The 16,743-nt window shown below is 39.8% G+C and carries 17 protein-coding genes; 6 read left to right on the forward strand and 11 right to left on the reverse strand.

What is annotated here, in order from left to right; translation table 11 throughout:
- The first annotated feature begins 135 nt into the window (after window positions 1-135).
- The 3 genes from gatB to ACQY4U_RS19465 all read left to right on the forward strand — a co-directional run bounded on the left by gatB (window position 136) and on the right by ACQY4U_RS19465 (window position 3,574).
- The gene (gatB, locus tag ACQY4U_RS19455; protein ID WP_428331122.1) at window positions 136-1,605 is read left to right on the forward strand and encodes an Asp-tRNA(Asn)/Glu-tRNA(Gln) amidotransferase subunit GatB; all 1,470 of its coding nucleotides are present in this window, start codon (window positions 136-138) and stop codon (window positions 1,603-1,605) included.
- A gap of 59 nt (window positions 1,606-1,664) precedes the next feature.
- Entirely contained in the window at window positions 1,665-2,807 is a 1,143-nt protein-coding gene (locus tag ACQY4U_RS19460) for a redoxin domain-containing protein (RefSeq protein ID WP_428331123.1), read from the forward strand.
- A 77-nt stretch (window positions 2,808-2,884) separates the two neighbouring features.
- Window positions 2,885-3,574 (forward strand): response regulator transcription factor, encoded by a 690-nt coding sequence (locus ACQY4U_RS19465; protein WP_428331124.1) that lies wholly within the window; start codon window positions 2,885-2,887, stop codon window positions 3,572-3,574.
- A 76-nt stretch (window positions 3,575-3,650) separates the two neighbouring features.
- Here the strand turns inward: ACQY4U_RS19465 and ACQY4U_RS19470 are convergent, their stop codons facing one another.
- Window positions 3,651-4,133: a hypothetical protein gene (locus ACQY4U_RS19470; RefSeq protein WP_428331125.1), complete on the reverse strand. Its 483-nt coding sequence runs from the start codon at window positions 4,131-4,133 to the stop codon at window positions 3,651-3,653.
- 224 nt (window positions 4,134-4,357) lie between these two features.
- Between ACQY4U_RS19470 and ACQY4U_RS19475 the strand changes: the two genes are divergently transcribed.
- The gene (locus ACQY4U_RS19475) at window positions 4,358-5,077 is read left to right on the forward strand and encodes an RluA family pseudouridine synthase (RefSeq protein WP_428331126.1); all 720 of its coding nucleotides are present in this window, start codon (window positions 4,358-4,360) and stop codon (window positions 5,075-5,077) included.
- Between the two features lie 96 nt (window positions 5,078-5,173).
- Here the strand turns inward: ACQY4U_RS19475 and ACQY4U_RS19480 are convergent, their stop codons facing one another.
- The 3 genes from ACQY4U_RS19480 to ACQY4U_RS19490 all read right to left on the reverse strand — a co-directional run bounded on the left by ACQY4U_RS19480 (window position 5,174) and on the right by ACQY4U_RS19490 (window position 9,079).
- Window positions 5,174-6,568: an arginine decarboxylase gene (locus ACQY4U_RS19480; protein ID WP_428331127.1), complete on the reverse strand. Its 1,395-nt coding sequence runs from the start codon at window positions 6,566-6,568 to the stop codon at window positions 5,174-5,176.
- Between the two features lie 129 nt (window positions 6,569-6,697).
- The gene (ctlX, locus tag ACQY4U_RS19485; protein ID WP_428331128.1) at window positions 6,698-7,624 is read right to left on the reverse strand and encodes a citrulline utilization hydrolase CtlX; all 927 of its coding nucleotides are present in this window, start codon (window positions 7,622-7,624) and stop codon (window positions 6,698-6,700) included.
- 9 nt (window positions 7,625-7,633) lie between these two features.
- Window positions 7,634-9,079 (reverse strand): arginine deiminase family protein, encoded by a 1,446-nt coding sequence (locus ACQY4U_RS19490; RefSeq protein ID WP_428331129.1) that lies wholly within the window; start codon window positions 9,077-9,079, stop codon window positions 7,634-7,636.
- A gap of 206 nt (window positions 9,080-9,285) precedes the next feature.
- On the opposite strand from ACQY4U_RS19490, the gene argS reads away from it, so the two are divergent.
- Window positions 9,286-11,052 (forward strand): arginine--tRNA ligase, encoded by a 1,767-nt coding sequence (gene argS, locus ACQY4U_RS19495; protein WP_428331130.1) that lies wholly within the window; start codon window positions 9,286-9,288, stop codon window positions 11,050-11,052.
- A gap of 523 nt (window positions 11,053-11,575) precedes the next feature.
- On the opposite strand, the gene ACQY4U_RS19500 is transcribed toward argS, so the two are convergent.
- The 5 genes from ACQY4U_RS19500 to ACQY4U_RS19520 all read right to left on the reverse strand — a co-directional run bounded on the left by ACQY4U_RS19500 (window position 11,576) and on the right by ACQY4U_RS19520 (window position 15,059).
- Window positions 11,576-11,869 carry a hypothetical protein gene (locus tag ACQY4U_RS19500; RefSeq protein ID WP_428331131.1) on the reverse strand — a complete coding sequence of 98 codons (294 nt, stop codon included), beginning with the start codon at window positions 11,867-11,869 and terminating at the stop codon, window positions 11,576-11,578.
- A gap of 62 nt (window positions 11,870-11,931) precedes the next feature.
- Entirely contained in the window at window positions 11,932-12,825 is an 894-nt protein-coding gene (locus tag ACQY4U_RS19505) for a 3-hydroxyacyl-CoA dehydrogenase family protein (RefSeq protein ID WP_428331132.1), read from the reverse strand.
- Window positions 12,826-12,875: 50 nt separating this feature from the next.
- On the reverse strand, window positions 12,876-13,490 hold the full coding sequence (bioD, locus tag ACQY4U_RS19510) for a dethiobiotin synthase (protein WP_428331133.1): 615 nt from the start codon (window positions 13,488-13,490) through the stop codon (window positions 12,876-12,878).
- A 257-nt stretch (window positions 13,491-13,747) separates the two neighbouring features.
- Window positions 13,748-14,104, reverse strand: coding sequence for a hypothetical protein (locus ACQY4U_RS19515; RefSeq protein WP_428331134.1), 357 nt, complete (start codon window positions 14,102-14,104; stop codon window positions 13,748-13,750).
- A 181-nt stretch (window positions 14,105-14,285) separates the two neighbouring features.
- Complete coding sequence (locus tag ACQY4U_RS19520; protein ID WP_428331135.1) at window positions 14,286-15,059, reverse strand: helix-turn-helix domain-containing protein; 774 nt, start codon at window positions 15,057-15,059, stop codon at window positions 14,286-14,288.
- 84 nt (window positions 15,060-15,143) lie between these two features.
- Here ACQY4U_RS19520 and ACQY4U_RS19525 point away from each other — a divergent pair, with 84 nt between their 5' ends.
- Complete coding sequence (locus ACQY4U_RS19525) at window positions 15,144-15,500, forward strand: GIY-YIG nuclease family protein (protein WP_428331136.1); 357 nt, start codon at window positions 15,144-15,146, stop codon at window positions 15,498-15,500.
- Here ACQY4U_RS19525 and msrB read toward each other — a convergent pair.
- Window positions 15,490-15,978, reverse strand: a complete 489-nt coding sequence (gene msrB, locus ACQY4U_RS19530) for a peptide-methionine (R)-S-oxide reductase MsrB (protein WP_428331137.1) — start codon at window positions 15,976-15,978, stop codon at window positions 15,490-15,492. The two genes, ACQY4U_RS19525 and msrB, sit on opposite strands and share 11 nt — an antisense overlap.
- Before the next feature lie 97 nt (window positions 15,979-16,075).
- Window positions 16,076-16,684, reverse strand: a complete 609-nt coding sequence (locus tag ACQY4U_RS19535; protein ID WP_428331138.1) for a fasciclin domain-containing protein — start codon at window positions 16,682-16,684, stop codon at window positions 16,076-16,078.
- Window positions 16,685-16,743 lie beyond the last annotated feature (59 nt).

Raw genomic sequence — 16,743 nt, forward strand, 5'->3', positions numbered from 1 at the left:
TGATGAAATAGCTTTAGCACCACCTGATCATTAAGATAAACTTAATATGCTGTCAATTAATATAGCATATTAATAACTATTAACTTTATATTTGACCTGTAACAGAGGCTGCAACCAAGGCCGCTTTTTATTTATATGACAATTCTTACAGCCGGAATAGGCGACAAATATGAATTAGTTGTCGGGTTAGAGGTACACGCACAATTATCTACACTAAGTAAATCTTTTTCTTCAGATTCTGCTGCTTTTGGTGCAGGCCCCAACCAGCACATCAATCCTGTTTCATTAGGGCATCCGGGTACATTGCCGCGCCTTAATAAAAAGGCAGTGGAGTATGCTGTTAAAATGGGTTTAGCCTGTAATTGTACCATTAACCTGCGCAATACATTTGCCCGTAAGAATTACTTTTATGCCGATTTGCCAAAAGGCTACCAGATAACACAAGATCAGATGCCGATATGTTTAGGCGGTTCTGTTTTAGTACGCTTAGCCGATGGGGTCACCAAAAATATAGCTATCCACCATATTCACATGGAAGAGGATGCAGGCAAAAGCATGCACGATCAGCACCATGCCGATTCATTAATTGATCTGAACAGGGCAGGGGTACCGCTTATTGAAATTGTTACCGAGCCAGATATGCGCAGCAGTGAAGAAGCCGGTCAGTTTTTATCCGAGATCCGTAAGTTAGTGCGTTACCTTGATGTTTGCGATGGCAATATGGAAGAAGGCAGCCTGCGCTGCGATGCCAATATTTCAGTAAGACTAAAAGGCCAAACCAAGTATGGCAATCGCTGCGAGGTGAAAAATTTAAACTCTATCCGCAATGTGCAGCGCGCAATTGAGCATGAGTTTGAGCGCCAGGTAAACATTATTGAAAATGGCGGTCATATAGACCAGAATACCTTGAACTTTAATGCCGATACCGGCGAAACATCTGTGCTGCGCTCAAAGGAAATGGCAAATGATTACCGTTATTTCCCTGAGCCTGATTTAACCCCTTTGGCACTTAACCAGGAATACCTGGATAAGATATTGAAGGACATGCCTACGCTGCCTAATGCACTTTATAAAAAGTACACTACAGAGTTAGGCCTTTCGGACTATGACGCCGGGGTTATTACTGCTGACAAAGATTTTGCGCATTATTTTGAAACGCTGATCACTTATACCGATAATTATAAGGCCGCAACAAACTGGTTGATGGGCGCGGTTAAATCGCACCTTAACGATCATAATTCATCTATCAAGGATCTGCATTTAAAGCCGGAAACCCTTGCCGGGCTGATTAAAATGGTAGATTCGGGCCAGATCAATAATTCAACAGCATCGCATAAGTTATTCCCTGCCTTGTTAAAAAATGAAGGCAAAAGCGCCGAACAAATGGCTGCCGAGCTAAACCTGCTGATCAGTTCAGATAATAATGATGTAAGCCGTTTTATACAGGATGCTATTGCTAAATTCCCGGATAAGGTAAAAGAATACCAAAAGGGTAAAAAGGGCGTTTTAGGCCTGTTTATGGGCGAGATCATGAAAAGCTCTAAAGGCAAGATCGATCCGCAGAAAACAAATCAACTGTTAATAAAGGAGTTAGAAGCTAAATAATAATGAGATAGGCTAGATGAACTTTTAGTCCGTATATCTCAAATAACCATATCATTAATATGAAAAAGAATATATTTCAATACAGTATTATCCTGTTGGCATTCTTAATATGCTCGTGTAAAGATAGCAGTGTATTTACCATTGCAGGTACTGTAAATAATCCGGGTAGTTTAAAAACTGTATTTTTATTGGAGGCCGACAGCAGCCAGGTTTCGGTAATTGATTCAACCAATTTAAGCGACCAGGGAAAATTTCAGTTTAAGCATAAAGCGCCATACGCTAACCTTTACAAGCTTAGAATTGGCGGCAGTATTTTTGACCTGATCGCAAAAAATGGCGATGAGATCGATTTTACCACCAGTCTTACCGATAATACGCACGGTTACCAGATCACCGGGTCTTCAGAATCTGATAAGATCAAGGAGTTTAATAAGATCAGTAATTTTTATATCGACAAAAGCAGCAAGCTAACACAGGAATACCAGGACAAAGCACAGGCATTAGGCAAAGAATCAGACTCGCTGATCGCTATCTATAAACCTATGTTTATGAAAAACATGGATGCGTACAGCGTTGAGATATTGAAATTTGTTAACGCTAACAAAACATCATTAGCTGGTTTTTACGCAGCAACATCGCTTGACCAGGTTAAGTATGAAACACAGCTGATAGCTTATGCCGATGCGATAAAAGACAACTTTAAGGATAACCCGGCTGTTGGGCATTTTGTAAAGCAGATGGAGGATATAAAACCAATTTCCATTGGCCATAAAGCACCTGATTTTACCATCGTAGGTATTGATGGTAAGGCTATTAAGCTGTCTGATTATAAAGGTAAATACGTAATGCTTGATTTTTGGGCATCGTGGTGCGCACCATGCCGTGCCGAAAATCCGAATGTTGTTAAGCAATATGCTATATACAAATCATTAGGGTTAAATATTTTAGGAATCTCGCTTGATAATGATAAAGCTAAATGGCAGCAGGCTGTTACGGCTGATAAACTGGTATGGAGCCACGGATCAGACCTTAAAAGCTTTGAAGGCGCTACAGAAAGACTGTACCACATCGAGGCCATCCCTTCAAATTTTATTATTGACCCGCAGGGAAACATCGTTGCAAAAAATGTAACGGGTGCCGATCTTGAAGAATTTTTAAACAAAACATTTACTAAGGCTCAACAAATCGTTAAAATAAGGTAAGACTTTACAATTTCTTAATGTATATTTAACCATTAGCTTCTATTATGCTCATACATTTACACAAAAATTAACACTGCATGAGTAACTCTACCAAACAGAAGATTCTTATAGTTGATGATGAGCCCGATATTTTAGAGCTGATAGAATATAATTTAAAAAAAGAAGGTTACCAGGTTTATACTGCCCGTAACGGTCAGGAAGCGGTAGCTGAGGCCAAAAGATCATTACCCGATTTGATTGTGCTTGATATTATGATGCCTAAAATGGATGGCATTGAAGCTTGCCGCATTATGCGTACCATGCCCGAGTTTAAAAATACCTTTATGGTTTTTTTAACCGCCCGCAGCGAAGAGTACTCAGAAATTGCAGGCTTTAACGTAGGTGCCGATGATTATATAGCAAAACCAATTAAGCCACGTGCTTTGGTAAGCCGTATAAACGCCATACTGCGCCGTAATGCCCCAGCCGAAGATGTTACCGATAACAAACTTGAAATTGGCGATCTGGTTATTGACCGCGAAGCCTATCTTGTTTTTCAAAGAGGTAACAAAGTGGTTTTAGCCAAAAAGGAATTTGAATTACTTTACTTATTGGCCTCAAAGCCAGGCAAAGTTTATACCCGCGAGGTGATCCTGAAAAATATTTGGGAAGATTCTGTTGTGGTAACTAACCGTACCATTGATGTTCACATCCGCAAGCTTCGCGAAAAATTGGGCGATGATTGTGTTGCAACTGTAAAAGGGGTAGGTTATAAGTTTGAAGCTTAATAATTTAATAACATAAAAAAATGGCCGGCTAAATATTAGCCGGCCATTTTTGTTTTATACTGTTTTAATTTTCAGCTTAGTGAGCTGAAGATACTTTTTTCTTTGCGGCTGTTTTAGCGCTTGTAGCTTTTGCAGCAACGGCTTTTTTAGCACTTGTAGTCTCAGCTTTAGCTTTTGTAGTAATTGCTTTGGCCTTAGTTTCAGCTTTAGCTTTTACATCAGCAGCTGCTTTTTTAGCATGGGCTGCTTCTTCTTTTGCTTTGGCACTTATTTCTTTCGCTTTGGTATCGGCTTTAGCTTTTACATCGGCAACAGCAGTTTTTGCTTTCGCTTTAGCTGCATGTGCTTTATCGGCAACCTCATGTTTAACTGCTGTTGCTTTTTTTGCTGCAGTAGCTTTTTTTGCGGTAACCGTTTTTTTTAGATCATCAAACTTGTCTTCGGTAGCTTCTTTAAGGTCTTCGGCTTTATCTTTAGTTCCATCCCAAAACTCTTCAATTGTTTCTTTAACCTTCTCGAAAAATCCCTTCTCTTCAGGCTTGGTTGAATTTGTGCTCATTTTATTTGGTAGTTAGATTTTTGTTTTTTTATTTTCAAATCAATACAAATATCAAACCAAGCCCATTTTTAACATTATATATGTTTGTAAATGAGTTTAAAATGAGCTTTACTGTACTTTAAATTATACAATATTATTGTACATATACATGCCCTCATTGCCTGCGCAATTAAAATTATCGTATCCATATTAATAACCGTATTTTTGCCGGCTATTATTTTGTTATGAAGACTCCAAAATTTGCCGACCTGATACTGTTTGAAGATGATGATATAATTGTGGTTAATAAGCCGCCATTTATCAGCTCGTTAGATGAACGTGAGGGCGGCGAGGTGAATATGCTGCGATTAGCTAAAGGTTATACCGATGATGCGCAGATATGCCACCGGTTAGATAAAGAAACCTCTGGTGCCCTTATAGTAGCCAAAAACCCTGAAGCATACCGTGCGGTATCTATGCAGTTTGAAAAACGCCAGGTAAAAAAAGTTTACCATGCTATAATTGATGGTACCCATGTATTTGATAACCTGCTGATAGACCTGCCGATACTTAACGTGGGTAAAGGTAACGTTACCATTAACAGGCAGGAGGGTAAAAGGGCCGAAACATGGTTTCAATCGTTAAAATACTTTAAGCACTATACCTTGGTAGAGTGTCGCCCGGTAACAGGCCGTATGCACCAGATCCGTATCCACTTAGCCACGCAAAGGGCATCCATAGCAGGGGATGAGATGTATAAAGGACTGCCGGTATTTTTATCAAAAATAAAACGCAAATACCATTTAGGTAAAGATCAGGAAGAGCAACCCATTATGAAACGCTTTGCACTTCACGCCTATGAAGTAACTTTTAAATTATTAAACGGCGAGCCCATTACTATCCACGCCCCATATCCAAAAGATTTTGAAACTTTGCTGAAACAGTTGGAGAAGTTTGACCTGTAGTTATAGAGTGAAATTATATTCATTGAAAAAGCCCTCCGGAGTTTAAAACTTCGGAGGGCTTAATATTTATATTGAAATCTTTTTTGGTTTTGCTTATTAGGTTGTATATCCTAAAATTTTCATTACCTGCTTGCTGTTCTGCTCTTCACCAAAAACCTCAAAGTTGAATGTTTCGTCACGGTTTCTGCGGATGATAACATGCTTTGGCGATGGTAACAGGCAATGATGGATGCCACCATAGCCGCTTAATACTTCCTGGTAAGCGCCCGTGTTAAAGAAACCCAGGTACTGTACCTTACGTGTTTTTGGCATAAACACGCTGTTCATGTGCGCTTCCTGGTTATAGTAATCCTGCCCGTCGCAGGTTATACCGCCAAGATTCACCCGCTCGTATTCAGAGTCCCAGTTGTTTATAGGTAATAAAATATATTTCTGGTTCAATGCCCAAACATCAGGAAGGTTGGTAATAAATGATCCATCCAGCATTAACCATCTTTCGCGGTCATTTTGCTGTTTACGGCCCAAAACCTTGTATAAAATACCCGAAGCTTCGGCCACGGTGTATTTACCAAACTCGGTAATAATATCCGGTTCTACCGTATCGTTTTCAGCGCAGATCTCTTTGATACGGCTCACAATCTCGTTGATCATGTATTCGTAATCAAAATCAAATACCAACGAATCCTTGAAAGGCATACCACCACCAATGTCCAACGTATCCAGATCAGGATTGATCTTTTTGAATTTGCAGTAAAGGGTTACATACTTTTCTAACTCGTTCCAGTAATAAGGTGTATCAGAAATACCCGAGTTGATAAAGAAATGTAATAGTTTAACCTTAAAGTTTGGATTACCTTCAATCTTGTTATAATAAAAATCGATGATGTCTTCCATGCGCACACCTAAGCGTGAGGTGTAGAACTGTGAGTCTGGCTGCTCTTCAGCTGCTATACGGATACCCAGGTTACATGGTGTATCCATCTCGATCTCGTCATCATAAAGATTAAATTCTTCTTTATTATCCAGTACCGGAATGATGTTTTTAAAACCGTCGTGCAACATATCAATAATATACTGCTTGTACTGGAAAGTTTTAAACCCATTACAAATAACAGTTATATCCTTAGTTACCGAACCTTTTTTCTCCAATGCATCAATCATAGGCATATCAAATGCCGATGATGTTTCCAGGTGGATCTCATTTTTAAGTGCCTCTTCAACAACGTGCTTAAAGTGCGAACTTTTGGTGCAATAACAATATTTATAGCTGCCGCGATAGTTGTTTTTAACAATCGCCTGCTGAAACAGCAGTTTTGCCTGCTGGATCTTTTTCGAAATTATAGGAAGATAAGTGAAGCGCAGGGGGGTGCCATACGTTTCAATCATTTCCATTAAGTTGAGGTCCTGAAAATATAGTTCATCCTCAATGATCTCAAAACCGTCCTGTGGAAAACCAACACTCAGATCAAGAAACTCTTCGTAACTCTGCATTCTTTAAAATTTTGGCAAAAATGTAATTTTTAAACGGAATAATTGGCTATTTATTGATAGAATTTTTATGGTTGAAATGTAATTTGTTTTTAAGGTATAGTTTATATTTTCAATACTATGCAATATTAGCTATAAAGTTACTGGTAAATGCACTTCGGCCATCATACAACGTGCACTGCCGCCGCCGGTGGTTTCAATGGTATTAATATCAGCATAAACCAGTTTTCCATATTTTTGTAGCCGTTTACGCTGCGCATCGGTAAGTGAATTATAGGCATTGGCCGACATTACGATTAAATTTTCGCCGGTTTTACTCTCTACTTCCAGCATATTACCTGCAAAACTATTCATCTGCTCAAATGATATGACAATAATTTCCTTATGGGTTAATTTAAGGATACTTACCACTTCATTTCTTTCACTGTCGTCAGTAATACTATCCAGGCAAATAACTGTAAATCCGCTGCCTATGCACATCAGCACGTTGGTATGGTAAATGGCTTGGTTATGCTCATCAACAGCATTAAAGCTAACTTCTTTATAACCTGTTTGTGAGCAAAACAGTGCAAGCACTTCACGGTCAGTACGGGGAGAGATGCAGGCATAGGCAATTTTATTTATACGATCTAAAACCATGCTGCCTGTTCCTTCTAAAAACTTTCCTTCTGCTTCAAATCGGCTCAGGTCAATAATGTGGTTTGCTTTAAATTTATCCGCTATCCGGTTGATAATATCTTCCCGGCGCTCCAGCCTGCGGTTTTCGGCCTGCATAGGGTATAAAAAAATATTACCATCAGCATGAAATGATACCCAGTTATTGGGGAAGATAGAATCGGGCGTATAAGGCTGCGGAGTATCGTCAATAACAATAACATCAACCCCGTTATTACGTAGTTTATTTACCATGCCATCAAATTCCTGCTGCGCTTTTTCGTTAACAGTATCATTTTCGGCAACTTTTGTTTGAAAAGCATTACTCCCGGCAGTTTCCTCGTTAAAACCAAAGTTAACCGGGCGGATCATTAATATATGTGAGGTGGCTTGTTTGTTAGTCATTAGTAAATATTATATAATATTATCTCTTTGAAGTGGCATGCTCATGCAATGGAAACCGCCGCGTGCCCTTGATAGTTCTGCCGATGGCATCAAAACCAGGGTATCAGTTATGGTATCCGGAGATATCTCGCCCGATTCAAATTTTTGAAGCAGTTCGGCCACCCTTATTATTTTAAATCCTTTTTCTTTAAATGCGTCAACGGTCTTGTCATTCCTGTCGTAACCCAAAACCACCCCTTCTTTAACGGCAAGCAGGTTGCAGGAGTCTGTCCATTGCTCGCGGGCATCATACGGAAAAGTATCCCCGCCCGAATAGATGAACTGGGTTTTCTCGGTACTCTTTAAATCATTTTCGCTTATATCAGCAAGCAGGTCTTCAAGGCTCTCAAACGTTTTTGTCTTTTTGTCTTTCCTGAACTGAACTATCTCCGGCTTATCCTTGTTCTTTTTATCAGCAAACCAGGCTATTGGCTCATTATTTTCAAGAGCACTTTCTGTTATGGATAATGAGCGCAACAATACCCACATGTTGCGTTTTACCTGGGTAAATACGGTATCAATATGCATATAATCGCGCTTATGCGGTATTTTCACAATGGTTACCTTTTTTACCACATCTTTTTCAAACAAAAGCTTTATTGCTTCATTGGCACCGCTTACTGATGTGCGCTCGCTGCAGCCAATTATCAGGTGCTTGGGGCTAACCATCATTACGTCGCCGCCCTCTAATGTTGTTTTTTGATCGGTGTCCTCGCCGGGGCGTAAAAAATGCTGAACCGTTTCCGGGATCTCTAATATATTATCTTGGTAGACTGCAAAAATCGGGTGATTAAAAAATATATAACGCATTATCAGCGTTTCGCGCGCTCGCGCCTTTTTTGCAGGCTTGTTGAGCAGCATGTAGTTATTAATAGCGATGCCAATATCCCTCGAAAATATGAGATTAGGGATAGGGGCAAAGATCATCTCGCTTTTGCTGAACGAGCCGGATATGATAACCTTTGCTAACTCTACAGGATCGGTATCAATAAGTTTTAACTGCAGGCGATAGGTACAGTTTTCAATAGCACAAACCGATGCAACTAACTTTTTACGGGTATCGGCATCGTGTAAAATATCTTCCAGTAACGACTGGATCTCTATAACCCGGTTTGACGCATGAAAATCTTTATCGTCGGGTTTAAAAAATGAGCGTTTATTTTTTTCGGCATCAATGTCTTTCAGCTTTCCTTTTATTTTATCCGGATCAAGAAAATACATCAGCAGCTTTACGTAATAATCGTATTCGCCTTTGCGCATGGTTTCAAGGTGCACAATATCCTCAAAAAGCCAGTCTTGTGCTTTTGAAGGAACAACTTTGCCCAGGCCATTGTCGGGGCTGTGGATCAGTAAGGTACGGAGGGTGCCAATTTCGGATGTTACATCTAATTTAAAATCGCTGTTGCTAAGAGTCATAAATGGTTTGTAGAGTAGCAAATCTATTCTTTTTTATTTCGGAATCCCTGATTTTGAAGCCGGAAATTTGTGTGAGGCAATCAGATTTTATAGGATTGCAGTTTATATAAATTTATAAATGTTTAAAATATCAATTTAGTACGATACCTAAATACTGTAAATTCTGATTCGACCAATTTTCGGACTAAAATAACTAATTTTGCCCGATGAATTTTATTATTGAAGCTACCCTTAAAGCTGTTAAACATTTATACCAAACTGATATTGCCGCTACAGATATAAACTTACAGGAAACCCGTAAGGAATTTGAAGGGCAGGTTACCATAGTTACTTTTCCATTCACTAAGTTTTCAAAGAAATCGCCGGAGCAAACAGGCAATGAGATTGGTGAATACCTGAAAAATGAGTTAAAAGAAATTGCTGCTTTTAATGTAGTTAAGGGGTTTTTAAATATATCAATAGCCGATAGCTACTGGATAAACGAACTGTACACCGCAATATTACCGGATGATTTTGCTGTAATTAAACCTAATGGCAAAAAGGTAATGGTTGAATATTCATCGCCAAATACCAATAAACCCTTGCATTTGGGGCACGTGCGCAACAACCTGTTAGGTTTTTCGGTGTCTGAAATTTTGTCTGCCGCCGGGTATGAGGTGATCAAAGCCAACCTGGTTAATGACAGGGGGATCCACATTTGTAAATCCATGCTGGCCTGGCAAAAATTCGGTAATGGAGAAACTCCCGAATCTTCGGGTTTAAAAGGCGATCATTTGGTGGGTAAATACTATGTGATTTTTGATAAGGAATATAAAAAGCAGATAGAAGAGTTAAAGGCAGCCGGACAAACCGAAGATGAAGCTAAAAAGAATGCCCCGCTGATAAAAGAGGCGCAGGAAATGCTGCTTAAATGGGAAGCCGGGGATGAAGAAGTGATCAGCCTTTGGAAAACCATGAACAGCTGGGTTTATGCAGGCTTTGCCGATACCTATAAAAAATTAGGCGTAACGTTTGATAAATTCTATTACGAATCAGATACTTATTTGTTGGGTAAAGATATTGTTGATGAAGGCCTGGCAAAAGGTGTTTTCTTTAAAAAAGAAGATGGCTCTGTTTGGATAGATCTGACTGCCGAAGGGCTTGATGAAAAGCTGGTGCTCCGTTCAGACGGGACATCGGTTTACATGACCCAGGATATGGGCACCGCCCAGTTGAAATATAACGACTATCACATGGATAAATCAATCTACGTGGTAGGCAACGAACAGGATTATCATTTTAAGGTGCTGTTCACTATTTTGAATAAACTGGGTAAAGATGGTGCCAATGGATTATATCATTTATCCTACGGCATGGTTGACCTCCCTTCGGGCAAAATGAAATCGCGCGAGGGAACGGTGGTTGATGCAGATGACCTGATGGCCGAAATGGAAAAAACGGCTAAAGAACAAACTGATGCTACGGGCAAGGTGGATGGCTTTAGCGAAGAAGATAAACAACAGCTTTACCATATTATTGGCATGGGTGCTCTGAAGTATTTTTTACTGAAGGTTGACCCTAAAAAACGACTACTTTTTGACCCTAATGAGTCGGTAGATTTTCAGGGACATACCGGGCCGTTTATACAATATACCCATGCGCGTATCCGTTCTGTTTTAAACAGGGCAGCCATAGACGAACAGGGGCAGGAAGCATATCCGGCTTTAGCTGATGAGGAGCGCGACTTGATAGTTACCTTAACCCAGTTCCCTGAAATTATTAAATCGGCAGCAGAAAGTTATAGCCCGGCAGTTATTGCCAACTATGTTTACGAGTTAGCAAAAGTTTATAATAAATTTTACCATGAAAGATCAATACTACAGGCAGAAACTGAAATAGCCAAACAATTCAGGTTAAGGCTTTCAGCAGCATCGGGTAAGGTGATCAATAAAGGGATGAAACTTTTAGGTATCGAAGTGCCGGAAAGAATGTAGGCCTCACCTAAATCCTCTCCAAAGGAGAGAACTTGGAAAACAAACTTCATCACAACCCCAATGCGGGTAAAGGCCTGTCAGAAAAGCGGGCCTGGGAGTATGGCCTGCGGGGGGAAGCTTTTTTCTGACTTGATCTTTGGTTACTTTCCATCTAAGGGAAAGTGACTAAGCCCCGCGGCTATGAGCGGGACGGTGCCCTTCATTTAACACAAATTATATTCAATAGAACCCCTACCTCCTCCTTCCCCAGGGAAGGAATCGCACGAGCCAGCGCTTGCAAAAGCCTCACCTAAATCCTCTCCAAAGGAGAGAGGACTTTAAAAGCATTTTAAATACCCCCACATTCCTTTCCCCAAGCATGGAAGGAATCGCACGAGCCAGCGCTTGCAAAAGCCTCACCTAAATCCAATTTATCTTGAGTAAGGAATCGCAGAGGGACAAAACAAAAAAATCCCTGATCATTTAGATCAGGGATTTTTTTGTATCGTTATAATTCCCTTTCAGGGGATAAAGGGGCTGTATCTTATCTCCAGCGACCTCTGTGCCATGCATAACCACGGCCAGTGCGAACCCATCCGCCGCGCATGTAAGCATGTCCAGGTCTTGGCCTTGCCCAGTAACCACGGGTATAAACGTACCGGCCACCACTCCATGTCCAGTCGCCATCAATCCAGACAGCTCCGGCATAAGGAGCCACAGGTCTTTCATAAACAGGCTCAACAGGTTGGTCGGAAACGTAATAACTTCCTGCGCACGAGGAAAAGAACAAGGACCCGGCTAAAGCAGCCATTAATCCTAATTTTGATAATGTCTTCATCGGTATATGAATTTATTTTAAATTACATGTATTGACAAACGACTGACAAAAAGGTTTAATAATTATTTTTGTTTAAACTTATACGCTACTACTAAATCTTTGCTTCCTGCAGTATATTTATAAAACCCACTTCCTGATTTTGCGCCCTTATGTCCGGCCGCAACCATGTTAACCAACAGGGGGCAGGGAGCGTATTTGGGATTGCCAAAACCATTGTATAATACATTAAGTATAGCAAGGCAAACATCAAGGCCAATAAAATCAGCAAGTTGCAGGGGGCCCATTGGGTGCGCCATGCCTAATTTCATTACAGTATCAATTTCTTCAACGCCTGCCACACCTTCGTACAAAGTGTAAATAGCTTCATTTATCATCGGCATTAAAATGCGGTTGGCAACAAAACCCGGATAATCATTCACTTCTACCGGGTCTTTATCCAGCTGGCGAGACAGATCCATAATAGTTTGTGTAACCGCATCAGTAGTGGCATATCCGCGTATTACCTCAACAAGCTTCATTACCGGTACCGGGTTCATAAAATGCATGCCTATCACATTGCCCGGGTTTTTAGTTACGGCAGCTATCTGGGTGATAGATATGGACGAGGTATTGGATGCCAGTATAGTACCATCTTTACAATAGTCACTTAACTGTTTAAAAAGATTCAGCTTAATATCGCGGTTCTCTGTGGCGGCTTCAATTACAAGGTCGGCATCGACAACCGCGGTTTTAAGATCAGTAAAGGTGGTGATATGTTTAAGGGTATTTGTTTTCTGCTGATCGTCAATGATGCCTTTTTTTACTTGCCTTTCTAAATTACCGGCAATAGTTTGCACTGCTTTGGCCAGTGTATCGGGGTTAACATCAACTAAGGCTACTTCAAAACCATGCTGGGCAAAAGTATGCGCAATACCATTGCCCATTGTTCCTGAACCTATAACTGTTATCTTTTTCATATAAAAACGAATGAGCTACTAAGTTGGATCAAATTATTTGTAAAGACAAATTACAGCGTGATGTAGCTGCCAGCATCAATAATGGCCTTTTTATCCAGGTTGTTATATTCGGGCAGGTGACCAAGCAATTCAAGCCCCGAATGCTGCATAATATATTCTTTTGAGTAGATGTCTTTTGTGCCGTTAAAAATGATACCTTTAATCGGAATGCCGTACTGTTTAAGTGCAAATACCGAGAGCAAAGTATGATTAATACTGCCCAGGTAATTTTGCGATACCAATATTACTTCAGCATTTAATTGTTTGATCAAGTCGATTATTAAAAACTGATCATTAAGCGGAACCATCAAACCACCTGCACCCTCAATTACTAATTTGTTATTAGTTTCGGGTTGAATAAATTTAGACCGATCTATCGTAATACCGTCAATAGCTGCCGATTTATGGGGAGAAAAGGGTTGTGTTAACCTATACGTTTCAGGATGAAAAAACGAGGTAGTATTCGATACCAGGCTTTTTACCCTCCAGGTGTCGCTTTTATCCAGGTCACCTGATTGTACAGGTTTCCAGTAATCAGCCTTTAGTTTCTCAACTATAGCTGCAGATACAATTGTTTTACCTATCCCGGTACCTATGCCAGTAATAAATATAGGTTTGTCAGACATTCTTTATTAACGTTAAAGCCTCAATTATACGATGACTTTTCCTGTATTTAATATCCTTTTCAATTATTTAATCAACCTTTTTTATAAATATCAGATAATCATTTAAATAAAATCAGTGCTTAAGGTTGTACTGACTTTTACATTTAGTAAAATTCGTTTAAAAATTGTGAAGGGACATACCACCCGCCGAACTCTGCTTTAATAAAAAAGGCGTTGTAATTAATTACAACGCCTTTTTTATTAAGACCGGGCGAGGGTTAGTTACCACCACCGCCGCCACCACCTTGCTGCCTTTGGGCACGCATTTCGTCCATCATTTTTTGATAGGCGGCTGCCTGGTCAGCAGTTAAAATTGCTTTAAGCTGCTCGTTAGTAGCCATCATTACAGGGCGCATTGCAGATCTGTCTGCACCTGCTGTACGCAAGCTATCCATCTTAGTAGCCTGTACCTTGTATAAAGCTGTTATTTTAGCTGTTTGATCGTCGCTAAGTTTAAGCTGTGTTTGTAATTGTTTGGCTCTTTCTTCAGGGCTTTTTCTCATACCGCCACCTTGTGCCCGGCAGATAGCTGTCATTCCAATAAGGACGCAGCACATTAACAAAAATTTTCTCATCGTTTTTCAGTTTTTATTTGTTTGATAAAGATAACCGCCTTATGGTTTAATAACGATGATGTAACTTAATTGTTGCTTTGTGTTGGCGGCAGGTCAATAGCAATTAGCGATTTAAAATTAACTGAGTAATTTTAAATAATATGCCAGTTCAAACAATGACCTATTTATAAATGCCCAATTACTAATTGCTCCCCTGTAAGTTTGAAATGGAGCGCTGCATTTGTGCCATCATGGTGTTAAGGCTTTCCAGCGTAGGCTCGGGGGTTGGCAATGGTAAATGAGTAGAGATATAGGCTTTAGCTTTCCAGATCTCTAATACATCCTCGCCATTTATTTCGTATGGTTCATAAACTGGATTATCTGAAATGAGCTTTAGTTTTTTGGTATCCTTAAATTTATTGCCTGCGCGTTTGTAAACTATACCATCACTTTTTGATATGATCACGTAGGTTTCTGCGGGCTTTACATCGCCCCAGTTCTCTAAATATTCACCTATTATAATAGTACCCGATACTAAGGGTAACATGGAGTCGCCTTTTATTTCAAAAGCGCGGTAAGTACCCTGCTTAAACATGGGCAGGTAAAACTTAGGTAGCTTTGAAACGTATTCAGGATCGGCGTAACCATTTAAATAGCCCGCACTTGCCTTCATAGGTACCAGCTCAATATTTTCATTATCATCCTTATCAACCGAGATGCTGAGCACCCTTAAATTGGCAGGATTGCCTTTTGGTTTAGGCGCCCACTTTTCATTAATGGTTTCATTGATAAAATCATCAATAGAGACTTCGAAAAACAATGCTATCTTTTTTAGTAAATCATATTTCGGGTCTGCCCGTTCCTCTTCATAAGCGCCAACCAATGATCTTTTAATGCCCACAGCATCTGCAAACTGCTGTTGTGTAAGGCCTTTCTTTTTGCGGAGGAATTTAATATTTGAAGGAATATTTGACATAAAATTTGGAATTGCTAAAATTATTAGTATTTTTATGCTCATAAAATTAGTAATTATTTTTTAACCAGCAAATTTTATTATCAAATGAAACGTTTTATCTATATCATTACTGACAGAAACCGCAATAATTTACACGTTGGCTTATGCTCTGACCTGTTAAAAACACTTGATTTTTACCGCCAGATGCCTACTTTGTTTTTTGATAATTCAAAACAGCTTAACCGTTTGGTTTACTTTGAGGAGATTAATACTGAGGAGCAGGCTATGGAGCGCTTTAAAACAGTAAGCACTTATACAAGGCCCCAAAAAGAAAAAATGATCAGACCTGTTAACCCTGACTGGGTAGATCTGACCATTGGTTTAAATTTTGAAAGCGGCATCAGGGTTAGGCCTCAGCTTCGCCCGTCTATCAATGCTAATCGCAGAGCGCTTACTTTTTAACAAATTTTAATGCACCGGAGTTCATGCAGAAGCGTTTTCCGCCTCGATCGGCAGGGCCGTCGTCAAAAACGTGGCCTAAGTGCAAACCTGTGCTTCGTTCAATAACTTCGTCGCGGCTCATGCCGTAGCTATTGTCTTGTACAACTTCAACTTTTTTGGGGTCAACAGCCTTTACAAAACTTGGCCAGCCTGTACCACTGTCGTATTTATCTTCCGAGCTAAATAAAACCTCGCCAGTTGCTGCACTTACATACACACCCTTCTCATGGTTGTTGTAGTAAGCATTTTGATATGGGGCCTCGGTTCCGCTTTCCACCATAATATTATACTCATTAGGGGTAAGGATTTTTTTCCACTCGGCAGGGGTTTTACTCATTTTACGCTTCGGATCGTATTTTTTAACCTGACCGCTGCTTTGCTGGCAACCAAATGCTGTAAAAACACTCAGTATAATTATTGCTAAAATCGACTTTTTCATTCTATTTACGTTTTTTAGTTAGACGAAGGAGTTTAGATATCCTTACAATAATAAATACGAAATATTACTCCGGTAAGTTTGTCAGCAATGCGTCTGTTTACAGTACTTTGGTTTTAGGAACAAGTACCGAACTAACAATGTGCATTATACCATTACTCTGCTGAATATCAAAGTTACTGATCACACTTTCGCCGCCATTTTCGTCAATCAATATAATATTGCGGTTCACGTCAATTTTGGCAGTAAGAATTACGCCGGCAATAGTTCTGAAAGTAGCCTCGCCTTTGTTAGCGTTTATTTTTCTTTGAATATCCTTAACCGTTAATTTACCCGCTATGGCATGATAAGTTATCAGATAGTTTAAATCATATTTATGGCTCGGCTTTAAAAGCGTATCCATTTCGCCGGCAGGTAGTTTACTAAAGGCCTGGTTGGTTGGTGCAAAAAAAGTAATAGGACCTTTGCTTTTAAAGGTTTGGGTTAAACCTGCATCTTCAATGGCAGTAACCAGTAAGCTGTAATCTTTTGATAGGTTAATGTTCTCAACAATATCATTTGATGAGGTCATGGCGGTACCGTTCACAATTTTTATTTTACCCCATTTTGCCTTAGCCGTATCAATAACCGGATGCATTTTTACAGACTTTTGTGCAAATAATACGGAGCTGCTAAAAATAAATAAAGCAATTGTGAGCCACTTTTTCATGGCCGCAAAACTACTATAAATAATGCTGTAAGTAATACACTAATTATAATCTGTTGATC

The sequence above is a fragment of the Mucilaginibacter sp. genome, assembly GCF_965277465.1.
Classification (GTDB): Bacteria; Bacteroidota; Bacteroidia; order Sphingobacteriales; family Sphingobacteriaceae; genus Mucilaginibacter.